At 49.5% G+C, this 21,156-nt stretch carries 18 protein-coding genes and 2 pseudogenes; 10 read left to right on the plus strand and 10 right to left on the minus strand.

Annotated features, from left to right (window positions below):
• Positions 1 to 124: 124 nt before the first annotated feature.
• From VB712_RS03000 to VB712_RS03010, 3 genes are all read left to right on the plus strand, one after another.
• Positions 125 to 2,602 carry a CHAT domain-containing protein gene (locus tag VB712_RS03000; RefSeq protein ID WP_323251984.1) on the plus strand — a complete coding sequence of 826 codons (2,478 nt, stop codon included), beginning with the start codon at positions 125 to 127 and terminating at the stop codon, positions 2,600 to 2,602.
• Positions 2,603 to 3,086: 484 nt separating this feature from the next.
• Positions 3,087 to 4,910, plus strand: coding sequence for a DNA cytosine methyltransferase (locus VB712_RS03005; protein ID WP_323251986.1), 1,824 nt, complete (start codon positions 3,087 to 3,089; stop codon positions 4,908 to 4,910).
• The gene (locus VB712_RS03010) at positions 4,907 to 6,046 is read left to right on the plus strand and encodes a hypothetical protein (protein WP_323251988.1); all 1,140 of its coding nucleotides are present in this window, start codon (positions 4,907 to 4,909) and stop codon (positions 6,044 to 6,046) included. Before VB712_RS03005 ends, VB712_RS03010 begins: the two co-directional genes overlap by 4 nt.
• Before the next feature lie 262 nt (positions 6,047 to 6,308).
• Here the strand turns inward: VB712_RS03010 and VB712_RS20360 are convergent.
• The 3 genes and pseudogenes from VB712_RS20360 to VB712_RS20365 form a co-directional block, all read right to left on the minus strand.
• Positions 6,309 to 6,609, minus strand: a pseudogene (locus VB712_RS20360) (hypothetical protein); the annotation flags it as partial.
• A gap of 174 nt (positions 6,610 to 6,783) precedes the next feature.
• Positions 6,784 to 7,196: pseudogene (locus tag VB712_RS03015) on the minus strand (type II toxin-antitoxin system VapC family toxin).
• Entirely contained in the window at positions 7,189 to 7,425 is a 237-nt protein-coding gene (locus VB712_RS20365; protein ID WP_416236233.1) for a hypothetical protein, read from the minus strand. Before VB712_RS20365 ends, VB712_RS03015 begins: the two are co-directional and overlap by 8 nt.
• Positions 7,426 to 7,624: 199 nt before the next feature.
• On the opposite strand from VB712_RS20365, the gene VB712_RS03020 reads away from it, so the two are divergent.
• Positions 7,625 to 7,861 (plus strand): hypothetical protein, encoded by a 237-nt coding sequence (locus VB712_RS03020; protein ID WP_323251992.1) that lies wholly within the window; start codon positions 7,625 to 7,627, stop codon positions 7,859 to 7,861.
• A complete protein-coding gene (locus VB712_RS03025; protein ID WP_323251994.1) occupies positions 7,861 to 8,199 on the plus strand; it encodes a type II toxin-antitoxin system PemK/MazF family toxin in 339 nt (112 codons plus the stop codon). Before VB712_RS03020 ends, VB712_RS03025 begins: the two co-directional genes overlap by 1 nt.
• Positions 8,200 to 8,432: 233 nt before the next feature.
• On the opposite strand, the gene glyS is transcribed toward VB712_RS03025, so the two are convergent.
• The 4 genes from glyS to VB712_RS03045 form a co-directional block, all read right to left on the minus strand.
• Entirely contained in the window at positions 8,433 to 10,571 is a 2,139-nt protein-coding gene (gene glyS / locus VB712_RS03030; RefSeq protein WP_323251996.1) for a glycine--tRNA ligase subunit beta, read from the minus strand.
• A gap of 84 nt (positions 10,572 to 10,655) precedes the next feature.
• Positions 10,656 to 12,050, minus strand: coding sequence for an LCP family protein (locus VB712_RS03035; protein ID WP_323251998.1), 1,395 nt, complete (start codon positions 12,048 to 12,050; stop codon positions 10,656 to 10,658).
• 258 nt (positions 12,051 to 12,308) lie between these two features.
• The gene (locus tag VB712_RS03040; RefSeq protein WP_323252000.1) at positions 12,309 to 12,662 is read right to left on the minus strand and encodes a hypothetical protein; all 354 of its coding nucleotides are present in this window, start codon (positions 12,660 to 12,662) and stop codon (positions 12,309 to 12,311) included.
• A gap of 71 nt (positions 12,663 to 12,733) precedes the next feature.
• Entirely contained in the window at positions 12,734 to 13,723 is a 990-nt protein-coding gene (locus VB712_RS03045; RefSeq protein ID WP_323252002.1) for an aldo/keto reductase, read from the minus strand.
• 237 nt (positions 13,724 to 13,960) lie between these two features.
• On the opposite strand from VB712_RS03045, the gene VB712_RS03050 reads away from it, so the two are divergent.
• A complete protein-coding gene (locus tag VB712_RS03050) occupies positions 13,961 to 14,086 on the plus strand; it encodes a hypothetical protein (protein ID WP_323252004.1) in 126 nt (41 codons plus the stop codon).
• Between the two features lie 76 nt (positions 14,087 to 14,162).
• Here the strand turns inward: VB712_RS03050 and VB712_RS03055 are convergent, their stop codons facing one another.
• On the minus strand, positions 14,163 to 15,266 hold the full coding sequence (locus VB712_RS03055) for a histidine kinase (protein WP_323252006.1): 1,104 nt from the start codon (positions 15,264 to 15,266) through the stop codon (positions 14,163 to 14,165).
• A 305-nt stretch (positions 15,267 to 15,571) separates the two neighbouring features.
• Here VB712_RS03055 and VB712_RS03060 point away from each other — a divergent pair, with 305 nt between their 5' ends.
• Both VB712_RS03060 and VB712_RS03065 read left to right on the plus strand, forming a co-directional pair.
• Positions 15,572 to 17,167, plus strand: coding sequence for a glycoside hydrolase family 57 protein (locus VB712_RS03060; protein ID WP_323252008.1), 1,596 nt, complete (start codon positions 15,572 to 15,574; stop codon positions 17,165 to 17,167).
• Positions 17,168 to 17,276: 109 nt separating this feature from the next.
• Positions 17,277 to 17,861, plus strand: a complete 585-nt coding sequence (locus tag VB712_RS03065; RefSeq protein WP_323252010.1) for a DUF1997 domain-containing protein — start codon at positions 17,277 to 17,279, stop codon at positions 17,859 to 17,861.
• A 154-nt stretch (positions 17,862 to 18,015) separates the two neighbouring features.
• Here the strand turns inward: VB712_RS03065 and cobO are convergent, their stop codons facing one another.
• Both cobO and VB712_RS03075 read right to left on the minus strand, forming a co-directional pair.
• Complete coding sequence (cobO, locus tag VB712_RS03070) at positions 18,016 to 18,627, minus strand: cob(I)yrinic acid a,c-diamide adenosyltransferase (RefSeq protein ID WP_323252012.1); 612 nt, start codon at positions 18,625 to 18,627, stop codon at positions 18,016 to 18,018.
• Positions 18,624 to 19,322: a DUF2993 domain-containing protein gene (locus tag VB712_RS03075; protein ID WP_323252014.1), complete on the minus strand. Its 699-nt coding sequence runs from the start codon at positions 19,320 to 19,322 to the stop codon at positions 18,624 to 18,626. The genes cobO and VB712_RS03075 overlap by 4 nt, the downstream gene beginning before the upstream one ends.
• A 212-nt stretch (positions 19,323 to 19,534) precedes the next feature.
• On the opposite strand from VB712_RS03075, the gene VB712_RS03080 reads away from it, so the two are divergent.
• Both VB712_RS03080 and VB712_RS03085 read left to right on the plus strand, forming a co-directional pair.
• Complete coding sequence (locus VB712_RS03080) at positions 19,535 to 20,347, plus strand: pseudouridine synthase (protein ID WP_323252016.1); 813 nt, start codon at positions 19,535 to 19,537, stop codon at positions 20,345 to 20,347.
• Positions 20,323 to 21,129: a RodZ domain-containing protein gene (locus VB712_RS03085; RefSeq protein ID WP_323252018.1), complete on the plus strand. Its 807-nt coding sequence runs from the start codon at positions 20,323 to 20,325 to the stop codon at positions 21,127 to 21,129. The genes VB712_RS03080 and VB712_RS03085 overlap by 25 nt, the downstream gene beginning before the upstream one ends.
• The last annotated feature ends 27 nt before the right edge of the window (positions 21,130 to 21,156 follow it).

The following is a 21,156-nucleotide window of genomic DNA, read 5'->3' on the forward strand; positions in this document are numbered from 1 at the left end:
GGGGCCTTGTCCGGATCAATGGCATCGGATCAGAAAAGGAGGGGGAGAGCAGTCTAAGATTTGCACGAAGAGCAGCAGATCGAACTTTGACAGTTAGCAAGGGATAAATTACAGGGGGATGATCATGAACCAGCGATGGCTTTGGGGGATTTTGGCAGGATTTTGGTTGGCGATGGGCCTCCATGGTCTGCCGGTAACGGCTCAAGTTTCGCCTCAGTTGGGGGTGATGGAGCAGGGGGTGTCAGCCTATCATGCCGGGGATTTAATCACGGCCATTGCCCAATGGCAACAGGCTTTAACCCTAGCGTTGCCGCCGGAAACCCGCGCTCTGGTTCAGCAAAATCTCGCCCTCGCCTATCGGGAGCAAGGCCGTTTCGACCAAGCGATTCAAGCCTGGCATGAGGCGATCGCCCTCTACCGTCGCCACCAACCCAAATCCCCCGAAATTGCCCAATGGCAAATTGACCAAGCCCAAGCCTACAGCACCCTAGGGCAGGATCAGCGGGCCATTGATCAGTTAGTAGCTTTGGTCGCTCAATCCCTTGATCCCCCACTGCTCACCCTTGCCCAAGGCGCGTTAGGCAATGCTTACGGTCGCATCGGCAAATATGAGGAGGCGATCGCCCAATTCACCACCGCTTTAAATACGCCGCAACTGCCCTCAGAATTGGCCGCAACCCTATTGAACGATCTCGGCAACACCTATGGCAGGTATTACCAAGACCGGCAACGTCAGGCCACCGGAGCGGAAATTGAGGGGGATTTAGACCTAGCGCGGCAACTTTTTCAACAGGCGGCAACGCTGAAAGCTCAAGGGTTAGCAGCATTGGATCAGGCCATGGCCCAAAGTGCTGATCCCCTACGCCAAGCCCAAGCCCAACTCAATCGCCATAAACTTGCCCCCAATCCTGGCCAATGGCCCACCATTGCGGAACAAATTGCGGCCCAATTGCGCACCTTGCCCCCTCGTCAGCCGGTGGCGATCGCCTGGCTTAACCTCAGCCAACAATTAGATAATGATCAACCCCTAGCCCAAACCGCTGCGGTCGCTGCCCTAGGAATTGCCAATCATATCGGGGATCAACGGAGTCAATCCTTTGCTTGGGGGCGGTTGGGGGAGTGTTACCACGCCCAAGGCGATGACCGCCAAGGATTGCAGGCTTTGGAGCAGGCGCAATTTTTAGCGCAACAGAGCAACGCCCCCGATAGTCTCTACCGTTGGCAGTGGCAAGCAGGGCGGATGTTTAACGAGCAGGGCGATCGCCCTCGGGCCATCCAAGCCTATCAACAGGCGATCGCCACATTGCAAACGATTCGCGGCGATCTCGTTTCCGCTAATCGTGATTTTCAGTTTGATTTCCAGGAAGCGGTTGAGCCGGTGTATCGGGAGTTGATGGCGTTGCTGTTTACGGGGGATAACGTTGCCTTTGTGGGGCCGAAACAGGAGAGCAAACTGGCGAATGCTACGGCGGAAAATTCCGTTCAAGCGGCTCTTGATGTTTTGGAATTGCTCAAACTTGCGGAGTTACAAAACTTTTTCGGGGATGACTGTGTACAGGTGGCGAAGTCCCAAGGTAATGCTCAGGAGGCGATCGCCGCCAGCAACACCGCCTTGCTTTATTCCGTCATCCTCCCCGACCAAACTCAAATGATCCTTAAAGCCCCCGATGGCCGGATCATCCACCACCGCGTTGATATTGCCCAAGGGGAACTAGAGGATCTTATCGAAGAGTTTCGTTATCGATTAGAATTGCGGATCACGAACCAATACCGTCCCCTCGCCCAAAAACTCTATGATTTGCTGATTCGTCCCCTAGCGGCGGATTTAGCCGCCATCAACCCCGACACCATTTTGATGATCAATGATGGGGCATTGCGGCGGATTCCTTTGGGGGCATTGCAGGATGGCCGAACATTTTTGATTGAAGAATATGCGATCGCCACCACCCCCAGCCTCAGCCTCACGACGGGCGGAACGCCGCAGGATCAGACGGAGATTAAGGCCCTCAGTGTGGGACTAACGGTAGGCCGCGATGCCTTTGCGCCCTTAAGTAATGTGGCTCAGGAAATTACCACGGTACAGAGCCTAATGGGGGGGCCGAAGCTTCTGGATCAGGATTTCACGATCGCCAACCTCAAGCAAAACCTGTTAAATGAAGATTTTGCCGTGATTCACATGGCCACCCATGGCAAATTCGGGATTGATGCGGAAAATACGTTTTTGCTGGGTTATGACCAAACGCTGAGTTTGGCAGAATTGGATAGTATGTTGCGATCGCGGGCTAGTAACAAAAGCAACGCCCAACCCGTAGCCCTCTTAACGATGAGTGCTTGCCAAACGGCGGCGGGGGATAATCGTTCGGCTTTGGGGATTGCGGGGGCCGCTGTCCGGGCGGGAGTACAGGCGACGCTGGCGACGCTGTGGTATATCAACGATGAGGCGACGGTTCCCCTGATTGAGGAGTTTTATCGCCAATGGCGGGGTGGAGAAATTACGAAGGCGGAAGCCCTACGCCGCGCTCAATTACGCATGATCAACGACCCCAGTTTTAACCATCCGGCGGTGTGGTCGCCCTTTGTCTTAGTGGGGAATTGGCTTTAGGGGGATGGGGAACGGAATTAAGGATTGTTAAAGTAGGGATGTAGCAGGCAAATTGCCTAAAACTGGAAAGCCTTGAGCAATAAAGCATTTGGACATCTGCTCTTACCCTCCATATCAAAAAAAATAATCTCAACCTGCGGAATATGAGTTATATTGGGTGCATCTCAGTTAGGTGAGTGTGCCCTCATCCCCCAGCCCCTTCTCCCTTCTCCCAAGAAGGGAGAAGGGGGGTTTCCAAAGCGAGATACACCCGTTATATTCATATGCTAGAGTAGATTCTATTGTCATTAGTGAATATTTTTTTCGTCACTCAACTAAGCTGCTGATTGCCGCCTAATTAATATAGCAATCCTATTTGATTCATGAAATAACTATTGTTGCTGGGCAAGGCTTTCAGTTATCTTTTTGTTCAGCAATCACGTCGGATTGCTATAGTTATATTTCAAACGAATTATCAAGGGTTATAAGAGGAATTACTCATAAAATGAGACAGGTAACTGTACTAAGTCTGTTTTCTGGTGCGGGAGGTTTAGATTTAGGCTTTCATATTGAAGGCTTTGAAATAAAGGCATGTATTGAGATAGATAGAGATGCATGTAAAACTCTCGAAATGAATAAAGGCAAATATTTATCTAATGATGCAAAAATATATTGTGCTGACATAACAAAACTAGATGCAAATTCAGTAAAAGATAATATCGGAGATGTAGATTTTATCATTGGTGGTCCACCGTGCCAAAGTTTTTCTGCTGCTGGTAGGCGTGCAGGTGGCGTATATGGAGTGAATGATACAAGAGGATCGTTATTTTGGTTCTATGCTCAGTATCTAAAAATATTTAAACCTAAAGGGTTCTTATTTGAAAACGTAAAGGGCTTATTACAAGCTAACAAAAGCAAAGACTGGGAAATCATCAAACAGTCATTTGGAGAGATTGGATACAATCTTTCATATCGGGTCTTAGATGCGGCTGATTATGGCACACCACAACATAGAGAACGGGTGATAATGGTTGGATGGATTGACAAATCGCCTTTTAGGTTTCCTCGTCCAATTTTTGGACCAAACAGCAGTGATAAAAGATCATATATGACACCAAGAATGGCTTTTAGTGATGTTGATGATCCTGAAGAGGAGGTTCCAATATATTCTGGGAAATACGGTCATCTGCTAAAAGATATACCACCTGGGTTAAATTATTCTTTTTATACAGAGCGAATGAGGCATCCAAATCCTTTGTTCGCTTGGAGATCAAAGTTTTCTGGATTCCTTTATAAACTTGATCCTGACGAACCTTCAAAAACATTAGTCGCACATCAAGGTAAATATGACGGGCCGTTTCATTGGAAAAACCGAAAACTCAATATAAATGAACTTATTAGACTTCAAGGTTTTCCTATAGATTATAAATTTGCAGGATCTCGTATTTCCGTTGAAAAACAAATTGGAAATTCCGTTGCACCAAAGCTATCGTCCTACTTAGCAAAATCTGTTTTGATGCAAGTTTTTCATTCTGATATTTCATTAGATCTACTTGATTCTGATGAAATATTAAAGAAACCTAGGAAATCACGAGTAACTAAAAATACACAACAGAATAGTTTTGTTAAGGATAATAGTAGTCAGCTAAACCCTTGTGTCAGCTATATCACTGACTGGCCAACAAAAATCACTAATCTTTCCATCCACGAAAAGTTTTTTGAAAACAAATGCGTTCTGAAAAACGGCAAATGGCAAATGCAAGTCAAAAAAAAGCGTTGCAAATGCAATGTAGTTATAAAAATAGAAGTTGATTTTATCCAGCCAATTTATGAAACTTTTGAAAAAATAGTATGTACATTAAAGACTGATAATATTTTTGAATTTAATTTTGCATGGGACTTTATTCATAAGCTAGTTGATAGTTCTTGTAGTTACGAAAGTTTGCAACCTTTATATGGTCATTTCACAGAGCCATATCCAAAATTTTCATTGACAACAGCTACAAATATGCCAGAAAGTAGTATTACTTTGTTAATGAAAAAAATGGAAGATTATTCTTTCTTATCAAAGACACATGACTATAGTGAGATATGGAACTTATTTGATAAAAATATTAGTATCTTAGACTTAGTTCGCTTGTTAAGAAGTAAAGGTGTTGATATTCGGATTCATGAAACTAATAGAACTATCCCCGAAAACAGTTTTCGGATATGTTATCCTTTTTGCTTGCCATCTTGGCAGCCAACCTACATAACTTGGGCTGATGCAGGAAAACATAAAACGGGAGATTTAGATATAGAAAAGTTAATTTTTGGTGGTGTATTATGAGTGTTACAGTTAAGAACAAAGCAGAATTAGAAAGAATTTTACAAGAGTGCTTAAATAGCGCTATGTCGGAAGATTTGCTTGACCTTCCTATTGAAATCAGAGATAATCTCAACAGTATTTTTGAAAATATTGATATTGCAACATCAGGTTACTTGAATCTGTTGACTTGCTTGGTTTGTTCAAGCGTTGATGATTCGATTGATCCTAGATACCACAGGCGGCCAGGAAAAGGCATGCCAGCACCGGAAGTTCCTGATGGCTGGTTTTCTGGAAGAACTGTCAGTGAAAAGATCATATATCCGTGGATGGAAGCTCATGGATTTAGAACGGCAAAGTCTGGCTGGCAAACGCGAACATTTGAAAGACCTAATCCTTATACTTTGGCATATCCAGAGAATATCGCATTTATCAAAGAACCATTTTTAAAAATCCTTGATTTTGCAAGCAAAAATAAGAGTAAATCCGCACTACTTGTTACATACTTATTAAAGAAAGAAATAGCATATAAAACTAAAAAACAAATTCTCACAAGTAATGTGTCTAAAAACAGAATTGGCAACGAAGTGCTAATTACTGATATTATTTCTTCACTTCAGGAGCAATTCTCTTTGCCGAATAGTTCACATCTACCTGTTATTGCGGTTTATAGCATATATGAACTACTTTTTGGCGAGATTGAAAAATATCGTGGGTTAGCTCTTAGAAAATTAGAGAGCCATCAAGCTTCAGATTTAAGAACAGGAGCTGTGGGGGATATAGAAATTGAAGACTCAGATGGTGATGTTATTGAAGGGGTTGAAGTTAAACATGGTATTGAAATTGATATAACAATATTGCTTCGCGTAAAAGAGAAAATACTCAAATCACAAGTAAAAAGATACTATATCTTGACAACACATAACAACTGCTCAAACTTAAGTAATGATATCACAACATGTATACGGCAGATATACCATGATCACGGATGCCAAATAATAATAAATGGGGTGCTACCTACGATTAAATACTACTTAAGAATGTGTACTAATCCATCGGTTTTTATCAATCACTATTCTAAAAATATTTCAGATCAAAAACATGTAACTGTGGAACAGTTAGAGAATTGGGAAAAAATACAGGATAGCTTAAACACATAACACATTGTTGTATGAGACGGTCAGATCAATTTACTGGTGGAGATACCGATGTTAAGTAGGAGGGACTAATCATTTGTAAGATTCCGCAATCTTTGGAAACGTCAAACCCTTGTGCAGCATGGGTTACACAGATTGAGCTATTTTACATTTAATTGAGCCTACCTACTTATACACCGTCTAACAATTCGGGTGCAGCGGATTGACCAAAGCCGCTTGGGGTGGATTTGACACTCCCCGCGCTAAAGCGACGGGGATTCTTGGTTCATCGACCGGACTTAACCGAGCAGGATTGCTCCAACCCAGCCAGAGGTCTAATCTCCCCAAGCGTATAACTTCCCGTTTGCCCCACGGTAGTTCGTCCCAGGCGCAGGATACAAACCCGCTTCACTATCGACTCAGCACGATGCCGATTGCAGACTAACCCTTTCACATTCAAGTCTTCCTAGGCGACCAAATCGTTAGATTGGATGACGCAGTAGGCAATCCGCCCACTCATTACGCTGCCTGCTTACCCTTAAATGCTTCCAGGCCTGTCGGTTTTTAGCCTTGTGATAGTTCCTGGACGTTTGAAATTCAATATAATCACCATAACACGACTGGCCCAAGGAGGGCGACTAAAGTCGCTCGTGTCGTCTTTCATCCCCGCAATAAATTGACGGGGCTTTCAGACTCCCGCACTATTTTCGTAAAGGTGTCGGCAACCGCTGAACCGAGCCGTTAGGCATCGTGTAAAGTGATTAGTCCTTTAACAATGCTCTAAATCCCGCCTGCTGAAAATGGGTATCGGCAGTCAGTGCGTCAATGATTCCTCGATCTTGCATCACGATGAATGATTACAGTCCACCAACCCCCATTCTTTGTCTCCTCGTTGCTTAAACAAATTGAATGCTAATCTGTATAGGCTATCGGTTAATAAAACGACTTCAACGCTGGGATCAGTTTCGAGAGATTCTAAAAGTTGGATTGCCGCCGCTCTGTATCTTTGCTTAGAAAGCGCATTACCTATTTCTAGCAAAATCGCCTGAGTTGTCACCAAACGAGTGCTGTTACTCTCAATTTGATGAACAATCTCAACAGCCCGTGCATGATTTTGATCAGTGACGGAGGATAATGCGATCGCAAAAGAAGTATCTAAAAAGACTTCAGTCATTATTAGAAAGAGGTTCCTCATATAAATATTGATCAATTTTCTCTGACCAATCAGGTTCACCCTGTAATTGTAAAGACTGAGCAGTTTTAAGAAACCTCTTAGGTGGTTTTACGTCATTGGGTAGAACACGTTCAACAATAATACGTACCCTCGTACCTGCGGCTAGGTTTAAGGGTACTTCTAGTTGAAGAGCTGTCCCGTCAAATATGGCTTCGAGTTCTTGGAGCATTATTTTCTAGAGGCTACAGACTACCTTCAGTATAGCCTGATCTCTAAGCAGCAAGATATGCTGCCTAACGTTAGCTGGCTCCAGTTTTTGGTTCGGGACGTACAGAAAGGCTATCTGTTGCTATTTGAGTGTGCTGGTTTTTGCCGTTCTGGTATAACTGAGGTATAACCAAGGAGTAAAACTTTCAGATAAGGTCACGATGAAAACTGCAATTTCGCTTCCAGATTCAGTTTTTGAGCAGGCAGAAGCACTCGCTCAACAGTTAGGGTTGTCGCGCAGTGAGCTTTATACAAAAGCGTTACAGGTATATCTGGAAAGGTACAACCGTGATCAAATCTTGCTCAAGTTAAACCAAGTTTACGCTAGAGAGTCCTCCGAACTTGATCCAGTGATGGCAAAGATGCAGTTTATGTCTTTGCCTTGTGAGGATTGGTAATGTATCGAGGAGAAATCTGGTGGGCGAACCTACCCGATCCAGTCGCCTCAGAACCTGGATATCGTCGCCCCGTCTTGGTGATTCAGGATGATGCTTTTACCCAAAGTCGAATTAGCACGGTTATCGTCGTTATCATCACCTCAAATATTCAGTTAGCGGAAGCACCGGGCAATGTATTGTTACCGCGTGGAATGTCGGGTTTGTCGAGAGACTCCGTTGTAAATGTCTCTCAAATTTTCACAATCGATAAGACTTTTTTGGTTGAGCGTATTGGTTCACTACCAGACTACTTGCAGGAGGAGATAGATGAGGGCTTACGAACAGTTTTGTATCTGTAGCAGCACCAGCTAACTTCACCGTTATACTGCGGCGGTTTTTCTCATGACTTGGCTTTACCTTCCTCCCCCCAACAGGCGGCAGAGCCGCCTAATACCCATGCCATGGCAGAGCCATGGCACGAGATAATAACATCTAAGAAAATTTCCAGAAATACGGGGAATGGGCAACGGGGAATGGGGAATGGGCAACGGGAGGGAGGGCGAAAAATTTTTCGCCCCTACTTTGCGAGGGTTTAGTTTTTAACGATCGCTCCGAAGTCTCCCAAAATGCGGGCGTGGTTGCGGATGAGTCCTAATAAATTGAGGCGATTGGTTTGGATCGCTGGATCGTCAGCCATCACTAAAACACTATCTTCTCCATCAAAGAACCGCGTCACCGCTGGAGAAATCGCGGCTAATCCATCCACTAAGCGCTGATAATCCCGTTCTGCTTGGGCCTGCTCCGTTTGGGGAACCAATTCACAGAGCGCTGCATAGAGTACCCGTTCTGATTCCTGCTCAAAGAGATCCGGTTGGATCACCACTTGGGGATCGAGGGTATCCGTGGGAAGCGCTCCCTTAGCTGCAAGGCGGGTGGAGCGGTTGACGGTTTCGTACAAAAGATCGAGATTTTGGCTATTGCGGAGATGTTGGATGAATTGGGCGCGATCGCGCAGATCCAATAAATCCTGAAGGGCGCGGCTATGGTATTCGGGGTCATCTTCCCCCAATACAGCATTTACCAAGTCGTAATCAATACCCAATTCATCCTGTAAAAGGGTGTGCGATCGCTGCACAAAGAAATGGATTAATGCCTCTAAGGGAGAACTATAGTCGGGATGGCCACTGACAAAGGCCGCTGAAAATTGGGTGAGCAAATCTAATAGATTTAACTCCAAATTGCCATCCCAAATAATATTCACCACCGCATTGGCGGCCCGCCGTAGGGCAAAGGGATCAGATGAGCCGGTGGGGATCAGGCCTAAACCGAAAATACTCACCAAGGAATCGAGGCGATCGCCTAAACCCACCAATTGCCCCGCCAGGGTTTGGGGTAAATCATCATCAGCCCCACGGGGCAGGTAATGCTCAAAAATCCCCCGTGCGACCGCCGCCGATTCCCCACTGACCAGGGCGTATTTTTCCCCCATAATCCCCTGCAATTCCGGGAACTCATAGACCATTTGGGAGACGAGATCCGCTTTACAGAGCAGGGCAGTGCGTTCAATCGTGGCGGTTTCTGAAGCGGGTAAATCCAATTGCCGACACATTTCAGCAGTGAGATCGAGAATGCGATCAACCTTGATCTGCATTGACCCTAAATCTGCTTGGAACGTAATCGTTTCCAACTGGGGCAAATTCGCCTCTAAGGGTTCATCACAATCGGCATCGTAGAAAAACTTACCGTCCGCTAAACGGGCGCGGATCACTCTGGCGTTCCCCGTGGCGATCAAGTCAGCCTTCGCGGGATCGCCGTTGGCGATGGTGATGAAGTGGGGCAATAGGGAACCGTCGGCGGTTTGGATCGGGAAATACCGTTGATGTGTCACCATCACCGTGGTGATCACCTCTGGGGGGAGTTTGAGAAATTCTGCCTCAAAGTTCCCTATAACCGCCTGAGGAGCTTCCACCAAGTTAACAACTTCATCCAAAAGATCCACCGGGATTATGGCTTCTCCCTGAACAGATTGGGCGGCGGTTTCGATTTGGGCGATAATTGCCTCCCGCCGTTCGTGGGGATCAACGATTACCCCTGCTGCCGCCATTGTGGCCTCATAGGCGGCGGGGTGGGGGATCGTGACAGGTTGAGGATGGAGGACACGGTGGCCCCAGGAAGTGCGATCGCTCTCGATCCGCTCCGAACCATTGACCAACACCACCGGCAACACCGCCTCATCCCACAGGGCCACCAACCACCGAATTGGCCGGGGAAACCGTAATTCTCCATCCCCCCACCGCATAAACCGCCGGCCCTCCAATTGGGTGATCCATTGGGGGATCAGGTCGCGGAGAATGTCCGGTGTGGGCTGGCCGGGGATCTGTTTGTCAATAAAAATGAATGCGCCCTTGGGGGTGTCTCGTTGGGTGAAATCCGCGACTGTAACCCCCTGTTTTTGGGCAAATCCGAGGGCGGCAGCGGTGGGTTCCCCATCGCGATAGGCGGCTTTGACCGGGGGGCCTTTGATTTCTTCGTGGCGATCAGCCTGTTGGGCCGGAACCCCCGTGAGGAGTACCGCCAGGCGGCGGGGGGTGGCGTAGAGGGTGATGGCCTCCGGGGTGAGGTGAGCTTCCCCCAGGCTGTTGGGGATTAGGCGTTGCCATTGGGCGATCGCACTGGCAACAAAATCAGCGGGTAATTCTTCAGTACCCACTTCAAGGAGAAAATTCGGCATTGTGGTTGATGGCGGTTGAGGTTTTGGGGTTGGGCAAGCTCCCCCCCTATACAGTTAACAGTTTAGTGGCTCAGGGGGGCAATCCTAAGGGCGGTCTAGTTGGAGCCAGTCCCGGCCCAGTTGGATCGTAATGTCTGAGCTTAATTCCCCCGTACTTTCCACCCGCACCTCACCAATCCCTAGGGCCAGTTGGATCTGAGCCGCTATCCCCTGATCTCCCTTTTGGGCAATGATTCGGGTCGTTTCCAAGGGTTCATTCCAATTGTTGCTCATGAAGAAATTGGTGTAACCCTGGGCGCGTAAACTGTCTTGGATGGCGGCGATCGCCCCTTCACTGCCGGTACTGTTTTGGATCGCAATTCGCACTCGTTCAGGAGTACTATCGGCCACCCCACCCAACCCCTGCTCAAAATGGTTGGACATGATCCGCCGAATGCCCCGCTCATCAGGAAGCCAGTAACTCACCGCATTTTCCCCAGTACCATTGAAAGCCCCCGGCAACATCAACATTTGCACATCATCCCGCTTCGTATTCGCCGCAAACCCCACCAACGCCGCCAATTCTTCCACAGTGAGATTCGTGTCAATATTTTCTTGAATCACGTTGAAAATCTTCGGCAGCTTGAGCAACGTCTGAGGCCGAATTGCCTGCTCAATCACGGCTCGGATCAAAAGTTGCTGACGCTGAACCCGGCCAATATCGCCAAAGCGATCGTAGCGAAACCGCAAAAATTGCGTCGCTTTATTACCATCTAAATGCTGCTCCCCTTGCTTGAGATCAATGTAGAGGTGTTGGCTATGGTCGGTGTATTTCATATCGTTGGGGACATAGAGCGTTACGCCCCCCAAGGCATCGATTAACTTTTCCACCGCTTGGACATTGATCCGCACATAGCGATCAATCGGGACACCATTCAGCAATTGACTAACAGCACGGGCCGTCAAAGGAGCGCCGCCGTGGAGGTTGGCAGCATTAATCTTCATCTCCCCATAGCCCGATAATCGAACAGGCGTATCCCGTGGAATCGACAGAGCCGTAAGTTTGTAGTGAGTGGGGTCAAACCGAACCAAGATCATCGTGTCTGACAGCCCATCAACGGAATCCACCACTTGCTGATAGCCCAAATCCGGGGGCGGATTCTCAAGATCACCCGTCAGCACTTTTGTACCCAAGATCAAGACATTAACGGAGCGGGTCAGCTTGGGCAGGCTGAGGCTATCGGAGGTAATCGAACCCCCTTGGGAGAAGAGGGCGTTATCCTCTGAGGAGAGTAGGACACGACGGAGAGGAGTTGCAGAGAGGGAAATGGCTAGGATTGCCCCCGCCATTGCTGAAACCACACCAATCCCCGTGAGTCCCAACCAAATCCAAACCCAGCGAGGGCTTTGCTTCCCCGGAGCACGGCTTTTTTTGCGATATTTTCGCGGTGCTGTGCCAGGGCGAACGGGTTTAGATTTGACGTGACTTGGTTTAACCACAAATTTTCACCACACCATTTAACGGGCAAATTCCCCAGTAATGTAAACGCAACAGAAAAGCAGTTGCAAGGTTTACTCCATGATCATTGCAGCGGTTTTGGGACAAAATCGGGATGAGAAGCACGAAAAATGGGCCAAAATCTTCAAGATGTTTTTTCGATTGTACGGTACGGGCTGAAATTGGGATAGATGGGGGATGAAGGATGAAGGATGAAGGATGAAGGGTGAAGGATGAAGGGTGAATGCTGCGAGGCTTTGCTATTCTCCCCCCGGTAATCGGGGGGTTTTTCCCCGCCATACCTGAAACATTAACCCGACGCAGGTTAAGACGTAGATGCTGCTGAGGGTTCCCTCCAAAAACAAGAGGCGGAATTGCCAAACCTGATCGGGGGCTTGGGTTGCGCCGAGGCTTAATGTGGCGATCGCCCCCAACCAGATCAGAAATAAGCGCAGGGCCAGGCGGCTGGTTTGCCGTTGTTGGGGAGAGGTTTGGGGTTGCCAGAGCCACCAGAGGGCGGGCAATGGGCCCAGGAAAGGAATCAGGGTAAACCACAGTTGCAGCTTGATCAGCGGGCGTTCTGCCCAGGGATCCAATGGGAATGATGGTTTCATAAGGGGTAGGGGCGAAAAATTTTTCGCCCGCCGAGGATTTTTTTAAATTAACGGCGATGAATGGCTTTGGACTAATGGCTTTGAAAAATATTCTGCACTATTGGTTTTGCTAAGGCTGCGGCCTGATCCAAAGCGGCCACTTCCCCCTCATGGAGTCGCCACCCCATCGCGCCGGCATTTTCCTGGGCTTGGGCAATGGTTTTTGCTCCGGGAATGGGCATGGTTCCTTTGCAGATGCACCAATTGAGGGCAATTTGGGCGATGGTTTTGTTTTTTTCCTGGGCTAACTGGGCTAAACATTGGCGCAATGGCTCCATACCTGGCAAAATTTGCCGACAGACCACCCCCCGCAAACCTTTTGGATAGGGGCCTTCGGGGGTGTATTTGCCCGTCAGTAATCCTAAAGCGAGGGGGCTATAGGCGATTAACTGGATGCCGAGGCGATCGCACTTTTCCTTTAATCCCAATTCTGTCACCGGATAGGTAGAGAGGAGGGAATACTGCACCTGTAGGGAGGCGATGGGGACATGGCGATCGCCCAACCGCTCATGGGCCCACCGTAACCGTTGCGGCCCAAAATTCGACAACCCCACCCCTTTCACTAAACCCTGTTGGTACAATTGCGCCAACCCATCCAACAGCGGCCCCTCCTGCCAGGGGAAATAATTCGCCGTTGACCAATGCAATTGCACCAGATCAATGGGTCGCCCCAACCGTTCCGCCGAAGCCGCCGCCGCCTTCACCATCGCCTGGGGCGTTAATCGCCAAGGGTAGGGGGCGAGTTTCGTGCCGATGCAAATGTTTTCCCGGTTCGGCCCTGAATATTCCCGCGCAAACCGCCCTAACAAGATCTCACTTTGGCCCTTTAATTTCCCCGTCCCGTAGGAATCCCCGGTATCAAAAAAGGTCATTCCCCGCCCGACGGCGTAGTTAAAAGCAGCTTGGAGGTCATCATCCATTTCCGGGCGGTAATCCCACAGGAGGCGATTGCCCCAAGCCCAAGTACCGCAGCCCAGTTCTGGCCAGGTCAGGGCCGGGGAGGATGGAGGTAAGGATGGCATGATCTTGATCACGGGATTAATTTTCGTGTTTCTGAAAAAATTTAAAATTTCTAGGGTGCATTGTCTCAAAAATTAGCTAGGATGATGCTTGTCCAAGCAATCATCCCTCCTGGATGGAGAATAAGGTGGTGATTGGGCTAGTTATTGCCCCGGTTAACGGGAATACTCAATAACTGATTAACCATCAAGGCTGTTCTCTTGTTGCTCAATAATAAACGGTTTGGAGACTATTTACTGATGAAACGTTCTATTGCCTTCTTGGCTCTCTTGCTTGCTGTCTCTTCTGTAGCTCTAACCGCCTGTGGTGGTGGCGGAGAAGCCCCCACGGCAGAACCATCCCCCGAAGAGTCCCCTGCTCAATAAATTGAGAAGGTATTGACCAATAAAAACACGCTTAACTGTTATATCACCATACAGTTAAGCGTGTTTTTATGGCCGCCTAACGATATACCGGCAACGTAAATTGAAAACAACTGCCTTTTTGGGGGGTACTATCCACCCAAATATTGCCGTAGTGGGCTTGGATCACCTTACGACAGAGGGCTAAACCGATTCCAAAGCCCTCCTGTGCTTCATCGCGTTTGAGGCGAAAATGTCCTTCAAAAATCAGATCCCGCTTCTCGGCAGGAATCCCTAGGCCCGTGTCAGCAACACTCACCTGCACTTTTTGCGCCGTGCGGTGCAAAATGGCCACGGTAATCGTTCCTTGGGGTGGGGTGTATTTAATCGCATTTTCGAGTAAATTGGTCAGCACTTGGCGAATCAGTTCGCCATCGGCATAAACATCAGGTAAATCCTGGGGAATATCCTGAATTAGCGTCAAATCTTTAGCCGCAAATCGCAGGGTTAACTGGCTGAGGACATCTTCGCAGAGGGGCCGCAATTGTAAACTGCGTAATTGCAAGTTTAAGCCGCTATTCTTCCCTTGGGCTGCCTGTAAAATATCGTTGATCATCCGGTTCATGACCCGAAATTGGGTGCGGGCGTGCTTATAGAGTTGGTGCTTTAATTGGGCGGCGCGTTCGGGGTCTTCATGGGTGTGGGCTAGTTCGAGGGTTTCGACGGCGATCGCCGCCGCCGTTAACGGACTCCGCAAATCATGGGCCAACATCGCCAACACCTGATCCTTAAATTGCAATTGCTCATTGAGTTCCGCATTTTCCCGTTTGAGGCGAAACAGATCCTCAGCTAAACGAATTTGGGTCACAGAATAGCGATCGCTCTCCGCCTGATCCCCCCCTTGGCTCGTCACATCCGCCAACCACTGTGACCACCACCGCTTCACCTGCGCCACCAAGTCACCCCCCGCTAAGGTTTGGCGCGGAGCCGGATAAATTTTCACCAAGGACGGAGCCGCCACTAACCGAAAATGCTCCGCAAGATCAGGATTTTCGCTAATTTCCAGCACCTCTAATTCAAAGTCATCCTGTTGCTGTAACCCTTGTAAATAGGCTTGAATTTCTTGGGCATAGCCTTGGGTTGCCGCCCGTTCATCCACAAACAGCAGCAGCTTCAGAAGATTAGCAGTCTCCAGTGGGGGCATAGCGCAGGGAGTCGGCTCAGGGGGGTTAGAAGATCGCACAGCAACAATATCCTTGGGGAATTAGGGATAAGCGGGGAGACCCAGATCGAAAATGTCAAGATCAATTAATCTTATTTTAATATCTTCAGGCTGGCCGCTAACCTCACCCCCTAGGAGTTTGGTTGGGAATCTCCGTTTCGGCTTAGAATCTGAAGATAGCCTAAAGGCCCGGCCGGGTGACAGCCCCCTACGCCCAAAGGATCCGTAGGGGCGGTGCATTCCCAGTCTTTTTCCGCTGAACCTTTGACCCAACCCCCCAAATTCCCATGGCTCTCGGCTACCTCGCCCTTGTTTTGCACGCTCATCTCCCCTTTGTTCGCCATCCAGAGAGTGACTACGTTCTTGAAGAAGAATGGCTGTTTGAGGCGATCACAGAAACCTACATCCCCCTCCTGAATATCTTCACAGGCCTGCGGCGGGACGGCGTAGATTTCAAAATGACCATGAGCCTCACGCCCCCCTTAGTCTCGATGTTGCAAGATCCCCTCTTGCAGACGCGATATCTTAAACACTTGGGGCAGTTGCAAGAATTGGCGGAAAAAGAAGTGGATCGCAATCGCCACAATGGCCACCTGCGCTACTTAGCCGAGCACTATGTCCAAGAATTTGATACAGTGCGCCAAACTTGGGAGGGTTATCAAGGGGATCTGATTACGGCCTTTAAAAGCTTCCTCGATAGCAATAACCTCGATATCATCACCTGTGGTGCAACCCATGGTTATTTCCCCCTGATGAAAATGTATCCTCAGGCGGTGTGGGCGCAAATTAAGGTGGCTTGTGATCATTACGAGGAAACCTTTGGCCGGCCGCCTAAGGGGATGTGGTTGCCGGAATGTGCCTATTACAACGGTGTGGAGCGGTTGGTGGCGGATGCGGGGTTACGCTATTTTCTCACTGACGGCCATGGGGTGATCTATGCCCGGCCGCGCCCTCGCTTTGGAACCTATGCACCGATCTTTACAGAAACGGGGGTGGCGGTATTTGGTCGAGATCAGGAATCTTCGCAACAGGTGTGGTCGTCCGAGGTGGGGTATCCCGGTGATCCTGAATATCGGGAGTTTTATAAAGATATTGGTTGGGAATCGGAGTATGAATATATTAAGCCCTATGTGATGCCCAATGGTCAGCGCAAAAATGTTGGGATTAAATACCACAAAATCACGAACCGGGGGGCGGGGTTGAGTGATAAGGCTTTGTATGATCCCTATTGGGCAAAGGAGAAGGCGGCGGAACACGCGGGGAATTTTATGTTTAACCGGGTGAACCAAATCCAGCATTTAGAGGGGATCATGGAGCGGCCGCCCTTGGTGATGTCCCCCTATGATGCGGAGTTGTTTGGCCATTGGTGGTATGAGGGGCCGTGGTTTTTAGATTATTTATTCCGCAAGAGTTGGTTTGATCAATCCACCTATGCCCTCACCCATTTGTCGGAATATTTGCAATTGGAACCCCATCAGCAGGTTTGTCGCCCGGCTCAATCGAGTTGGGGTTATCAGGGGTTCCATGAGTTTTGGCTCAATCAAACCAATGCTTGGATCTATCCCCATTTGCATAAGGCGGCGGAGCGGATGATTGAGTTGAGCGGCCGGGAGGCGGCGGATGAGTTGCAGGAGCGGGCGTTGAATCAGGCGGCGCGGGAGTTGCTGCTGGCGCAGTCGTCGGATTGGGCGTTTATTATGCGCACGGGGACGATGGTTCCCTATGCGGTGCGGCGGACGCGATCGCACCTGATGCGCTTCAATAAAATTTATGAAGATTTGCAACAGGAAAAGGTGGATGCGGGTTGGCTCGAAAAGGTGGAGGAGATTGATAATCTCTTCCCGAACCTGGATTATCGGGTTTATCGGGCTTATCAGGTTTAGGGGGCCTTCCCTGGGATTCGTGGGGAATCTTTGCAATGTTGCGAGTGATGGCTAAATGTAACGTAGGATGAAGGAGTGATCCCAAGCTTCTCATTCATCCCGTCGTTTTATGAAAATTCGTTGCGCTGCGTCTGAGCCGGTTACGCTCCATGTTGAGGAAGAACTGATTCCCATTCACCACTATTTGCGCCAACCGCAGCGGTTGGTGAATGCGATCGCCAACCCCAAGTTAATGGAAGTGCTAGGGGGCGATCGCTATCGCCTCAAACTCAATCCCCTCAATCTTCTCAACCTCTACCATTTCCAACCCACGGTAATCCTAGAGGTAAAGGCGGATAGTTACGGGATGATCTCGATCCGTTCCTTGGGCTGTGAAATTCGCGGCATTGACTATATTAATGATCGGTTCAGCCTCGAACTGAAGGGCCGCCTGATTCCCGCCAAGCGTAAGGGGCAAACCTATTTAGAAGGGCGAGCCGATGTCGTCGTGACCGTTGATGTGCCGCCCGCTTTATTATTAGCCCCCCTGCCGATGCTGGAAACAGCGGGGGTCGGTTTAGTCCAAGGCATACTGAGCCGCATTAAGGATCGCATCCTCTCCCATCTGTTGGCGGATTATCACCACTGGGCGCATCAGGAAACCACTGGCTCTAATCCCCTTTGGCTCAATGGGGCCGAAAACCCAGCGGGTTAAGCCCTCACCCCCAACCCCTCTCCCAAACGATGGGAGAGGGGAGCAGATTGCCATGGGCGTAGGGGCGTTGGCGTAAGCCTGCCGGAGGCACAAAAATTTTTCGCCCCTCCATCAGCCCCCTTTTTAAGGGGGCAGCGCAGCGGGGGATCTTCCCTTAAAACTCAATGCCAGCCTGGGCTTTTACCCCTTGCTCCTTAAAGGGATGTTTAAGCAGCGTCATCTCTGTTGCCAGATCCGCCCGCTCAATCAGTTCCGGGGGTGCGCCCCGGCCCGTGAGGATCACATGGGAATCAGCGGGTTTGGTTTCGAGGCCCGCCAGGACGGTGGCCACATCGAGATAGCCCAATTTAAGGGCGATATTCACTTCATCAAGTAATACGAGGCGATATTCGGGGTTTTGGATAAATTCTAGGGCCGTTTCCCAAGCGGTTTGGGCGTTGGCAATATCGCGATCGCGGTCTTGGGTTTCCCAGGTAAAGCCCTCCCCCATGGCTCGGAACACCAATTGATCCCCGAACCGTTCTAATACTGCTTTTTCCGCCGGTTCCCAAGCGCCCTTAATAAATTGCACGATCGCCACTCGATAACCATGGCCCAGCGATCGCATCACCATCCCTAAGGCCGCCGTGGTTTTGCCCTTGCCATTGCCCGTGTTGATAATGATCAGGCCCTTCTCCTGATTGGCAGCGGCCACCCTTTCCGCCTGCACCGCTTTGCGGCGTTGCATTTTCTGTTGATATTGTTCGGGGCTGAGGTTGTCGGTCATGGTGATGGGGGTTCGGGGATAATGGTTAAACAGCCTTCAAGGCGGATCGCATTGGGGGTTAAGTCCAGTAGCGTTAACTGGATGTCCGGCCCTAGATCTAGCTTAAAGGCAGGGAGAGCGTGGGCTGTGGCTCCGAGGGTCAACTGGAGCGGGGCCAGGCGGAGGGTTTGGGGGGTTGCCATTGCTAGGCCGCTGTGGAGCGTGATCCCCCGTTGTCCGTGAACATCAGCCATTTGGCCTTGGAGTTCAATGGCATCAGGCTGAAAATTTGCCGTTTCCCAACGGATCGACCCTAATTGTAACCCGCTGGCCGGGGGAATGATTTGGGCGATCGCCTCCTCTAAACCTTGGGCCAATAATTTCGATCCGAAAGAGGCTTGTAAATCCCCCACCGTTAACGCCACCGAGCCAATCACCGGCACTGGGGCTAACAGGCGAAAGGGCTTCCCTTTGAGCATTTCTCCCACATTGATCTCAATATTTGTGGCCGTCATCTCCCCATGACTGAGGTGAATGCCTTGATACACCGCTTGATCCGCCTTGAGATCAACCTGGGAAATCTTACCTCGGAGTAATTGTTGATTTTTACTGGTGATCTGGATTTGTAAATGATCAACGTGATCCAGTTGCGATCGCAACCAGAGGCCCACAGCCGGAGCTAAAACTCCACTCACCCAATCCGAAGCTGGCAGCATTTTCATTAAAATTTCTGTGCAAAATTCTGAAATAGTTGAAGTTTTTTAATCAGTCCATCCTGGAATATGACCAGATCCCGATAATTGGCCCATGACAGCCCTAAAAGCTGCCAAAAAATCCTGTAATATTTGTACATAGTTTAAATGCCCAGGGTTCAGTTTACTCCCGACTGCCTGGCTCTCACCTGGCTCACCCCGATTTTGCACCATTCATGGCGGAACGCATTCAAAAAATTCTGGCTCAATGGGGAATTGTCTCCCGACGACGCGCTGAACAATGGATTTCAGCGGGGCGGATCCGGGTTAATGGTCAGGTAGCAACCCTGGGACAACAGGCAGATCCACAGGGCGATCGCCTAGAACTCGATGGCCAAATCCTCACCCCCAAGCATACCGCCGATCTCGTTTATATTCTGCTCAATAAACCCCGGGGTGTGGTGTCCACCTGTGCAGATCCCCAAGGACGGCGCACCGTGTTAGATTGTCTCGAACCCCACTGGCGTAGGGATTACCGCCTTTATCCCGTCGGTCGTCTCGACACAGACTCAACAGGTGCTATTCTACTAACGAATGATGGTGTCCTCACCCTCAACCTGACCCACCCCCGCTATCATCTCGCCAAAACTTATCATGTCTGGGTTCAGGGCCACCCGCCCCCTGAAATTCTTCAACAATGGCGGCAAGGTCTACGACTGGATCACCGTTGGACGCAACCGGCTCAAGTGACCATTCTCAAAACGGAACCCGAGCGCACCCGCCTGCGCATTGTGTTACAAGAAGGGCGGAACCGCCAAATCCGGCGCATGGCCACACAACTGGGATATCCGGTTTTACAATTGCACCGAGTGGCGATCGGGAGCTTAAGCCTTGATCAAGCCCCTGCCAAACCCTTGGCTGCCGGGCAATATCGGGTGCTGACCCCTAGCGAACTCGCCCACCATTTCACGAATCACGATCCTCTCAATCCTCACTTGCCTAACCCTATTGCGGAGAAGCCTCTATGCAAACCCCAAACCAGCCTTTAACACCAGAGCAGGGGGAAAAGCTCAAAGAACTGGGCCTTTATCTCCATGAAGTGCGCCGCAAACGCGCCCTCTCCACGGAGGCTTTAGCAAAACAAACCCGCATCCCCCTCCGTTTAATCAAAGCCATTGAAACCGCAGATGGCTCGGCTTTACCCGAGCCGATCTATATTCAAGCCTTGGTGCGTCGGATTGCCAACGCTCTCCATCTCAATGGCCAAGAACTGGCAGCGGCTTTTCCCGTCGAAACCCATTGGCAATCGATTCGCCCCACCTGGAAACCCGTATCCGCTTCCCAGTTGCGCCCCTTCCATATGTATTTGGTTTACATCGCCGTGTTAATCGGGGCGGTGAGTGGTTTATCGATCTTGATTAAGCCTCCAGGGCCACAGTTAGCCAAAGACAACAGCAGCGTTTCTCTGGAATCTCCCTCCGTTTCCTCGGCTCCTGTGCAACAGGTACAAAACATTTCCAGTCCACCCCCAGTCCAAGCGCCCCCAAGCCAACAAACAGAAGCACAAATTTCCAATGATCGCGTTGTGGTTTCGATGACCCTCCAGGATGATTGCTGGCTGCGGGTGGTGGCAGATGGTGAGGTTGCCTTTGAGGGGACGCTACCCAAAGGTGAAAAACGCAGTTGGGAAGCCAAGGAACAAATCACGATTATGGCCGGCAATGCTGGGGGTGTTGTTGTGGCGATTAACAATGAAGAAGCCAGACCCCTAGGCAATCCCGGCGCAGTACAGACTGTCACCTATCGTCCCCCCAGTGGGGATCAATCCTAACGGGCGCACCTCTGAGGAATTCGTGAT

The sequence above is a fragment of the Spirulina sp. CCNP1310 genome, from assembly GCF_034932185.1.
In the GTDB taxonomy this organism is placed as follows: Bacteria; Cyanobacteriota; Cyanobacteriia; order Cyanobacteriales; family Spirulinaceae; genus Spirulina.

Excerpts from the sequence above, each read along its gene's own strand:
- VB712_RS03025 (WP_323251994.1), top strand. The coding sequence starts at position 7,861 with ATGTATCGAGGAGAAATCTGGTGGGCGAACCTACCCGATCCAGTCGCC.
- VB712_RS03085 (WP_323252018.1), top strand. The coding sequence starts at position 20,323 with ATGCAAACCCCAAACCAGCCTTTAACACCAGAGCAGGGGGAAAAGCTC.
- VB712_RS03040 (WP_323252000.1), bottom strand. The coding sequence starts at position 12,662 with ATGAAACCATCATTCCCATTGGATCCCTGGGCAGAACGCCCGCTGATC.
- VB712_RS03020 (WP_323251992.1), top strand. The coding sequence starts at position 7,625 with ATGAAAACTGCAATTTCGCTTCCAGATTCAGTTTTTGAGCAGGCAGAA.
- VB712_RS03065 (WP_323252010.1), top strand. The coding sequence starts at position 17,277 with ATGAAAATTCGTTGCGCTGCGTCTGAGCCGGTTACGCTCCATGTTGAG.
- VB712_RS03000 (WP_323251984.1), top strand. The coding sequence starts at position 125 with ATGAACCAGCGATGGCTTTGGGGGATTTTGGCAGGATTTTGGTTGGCG.
- VB712_RS20365 (WP_416236233.1), bottom strand. The coding sequence starts at position 7,425 with ATGCTCCAAGAACTCGAAGCCATATTTGACGGGACAGCTCTTCAACTA.
- cobO (WP_323252012.1), bottom strand. The coding sequence starts at position 18,627 with ATGACCGACAACCTCAGCCCCGAACAATATCAACAGAAAATGCAACGC.
- VB712_RS03055 (WP_323252006.1), bottom strand. The coding sequence starts at position 15,266 with ATGCCCCCACTGGAGACTGCTAATCTTCTGAAGCTGCTGCTGTTTGTG.
- VB712_RS03060 (WP_323252008.1), top strand. The coding sequence starts at position 15,572 with ATGGCTCTCGGCTACCTCGCCCTTGTTTTGCACGCTCATCTCCCCTTT.
- VB712_RS03045 (WP_323252002.1), bottom strand. The coding sequence starts at position 13,723 with ATGCCATCCTTACCTCCATCCTCCCCGGCCCTGACCTGGCCAGAACTG.
- VB712_RS03005 (WP_323251986.1), top strand. The coding sequence starts at position 3,087 with ATGAGACAGGTAACTGTACTAAGTCTGTTTTCTGGTGCGGGAGGTTTA.
- glyS (WP_323251996.1), bottom strand. The coding sequence starts at position 10,571 with ATGCCGAATTTTCTCCTTGAAGTGGGTACTGAAGAATTACCCGCTGAT.
- VB712_RS03050 (WP_323252004.1), top strand. The coding sequence starts at position 13,961 with ATGAAACGTTCTATTGCCTTCTTGGCTCTCTTGCTTGCTGTCTCTTCT.
- VB712_RS03075 (WP_323252014.1), bottom strand. The coding sequence starts at position 19,322 with ATGCTGCCAGCTTCGGATTGGGTGAGTGGAGTTTTAGCTCCGGCTGTG.
- VB712_RS03080 (WP_323252016.1), top strand. The coding sequence starts at position 19,535 with ATGGCGGAACGCATTCAAAAAATTCTGGCTCAATGGGGAATTGTCTCC.
- VB712_RS03010 (WP_323251988.1), top strand. The coding sequence starts at position 4,907 with ATGAGTGTTACAGTTAAGAACAAAGCAGAATTAGAAAGAATTTTACAA.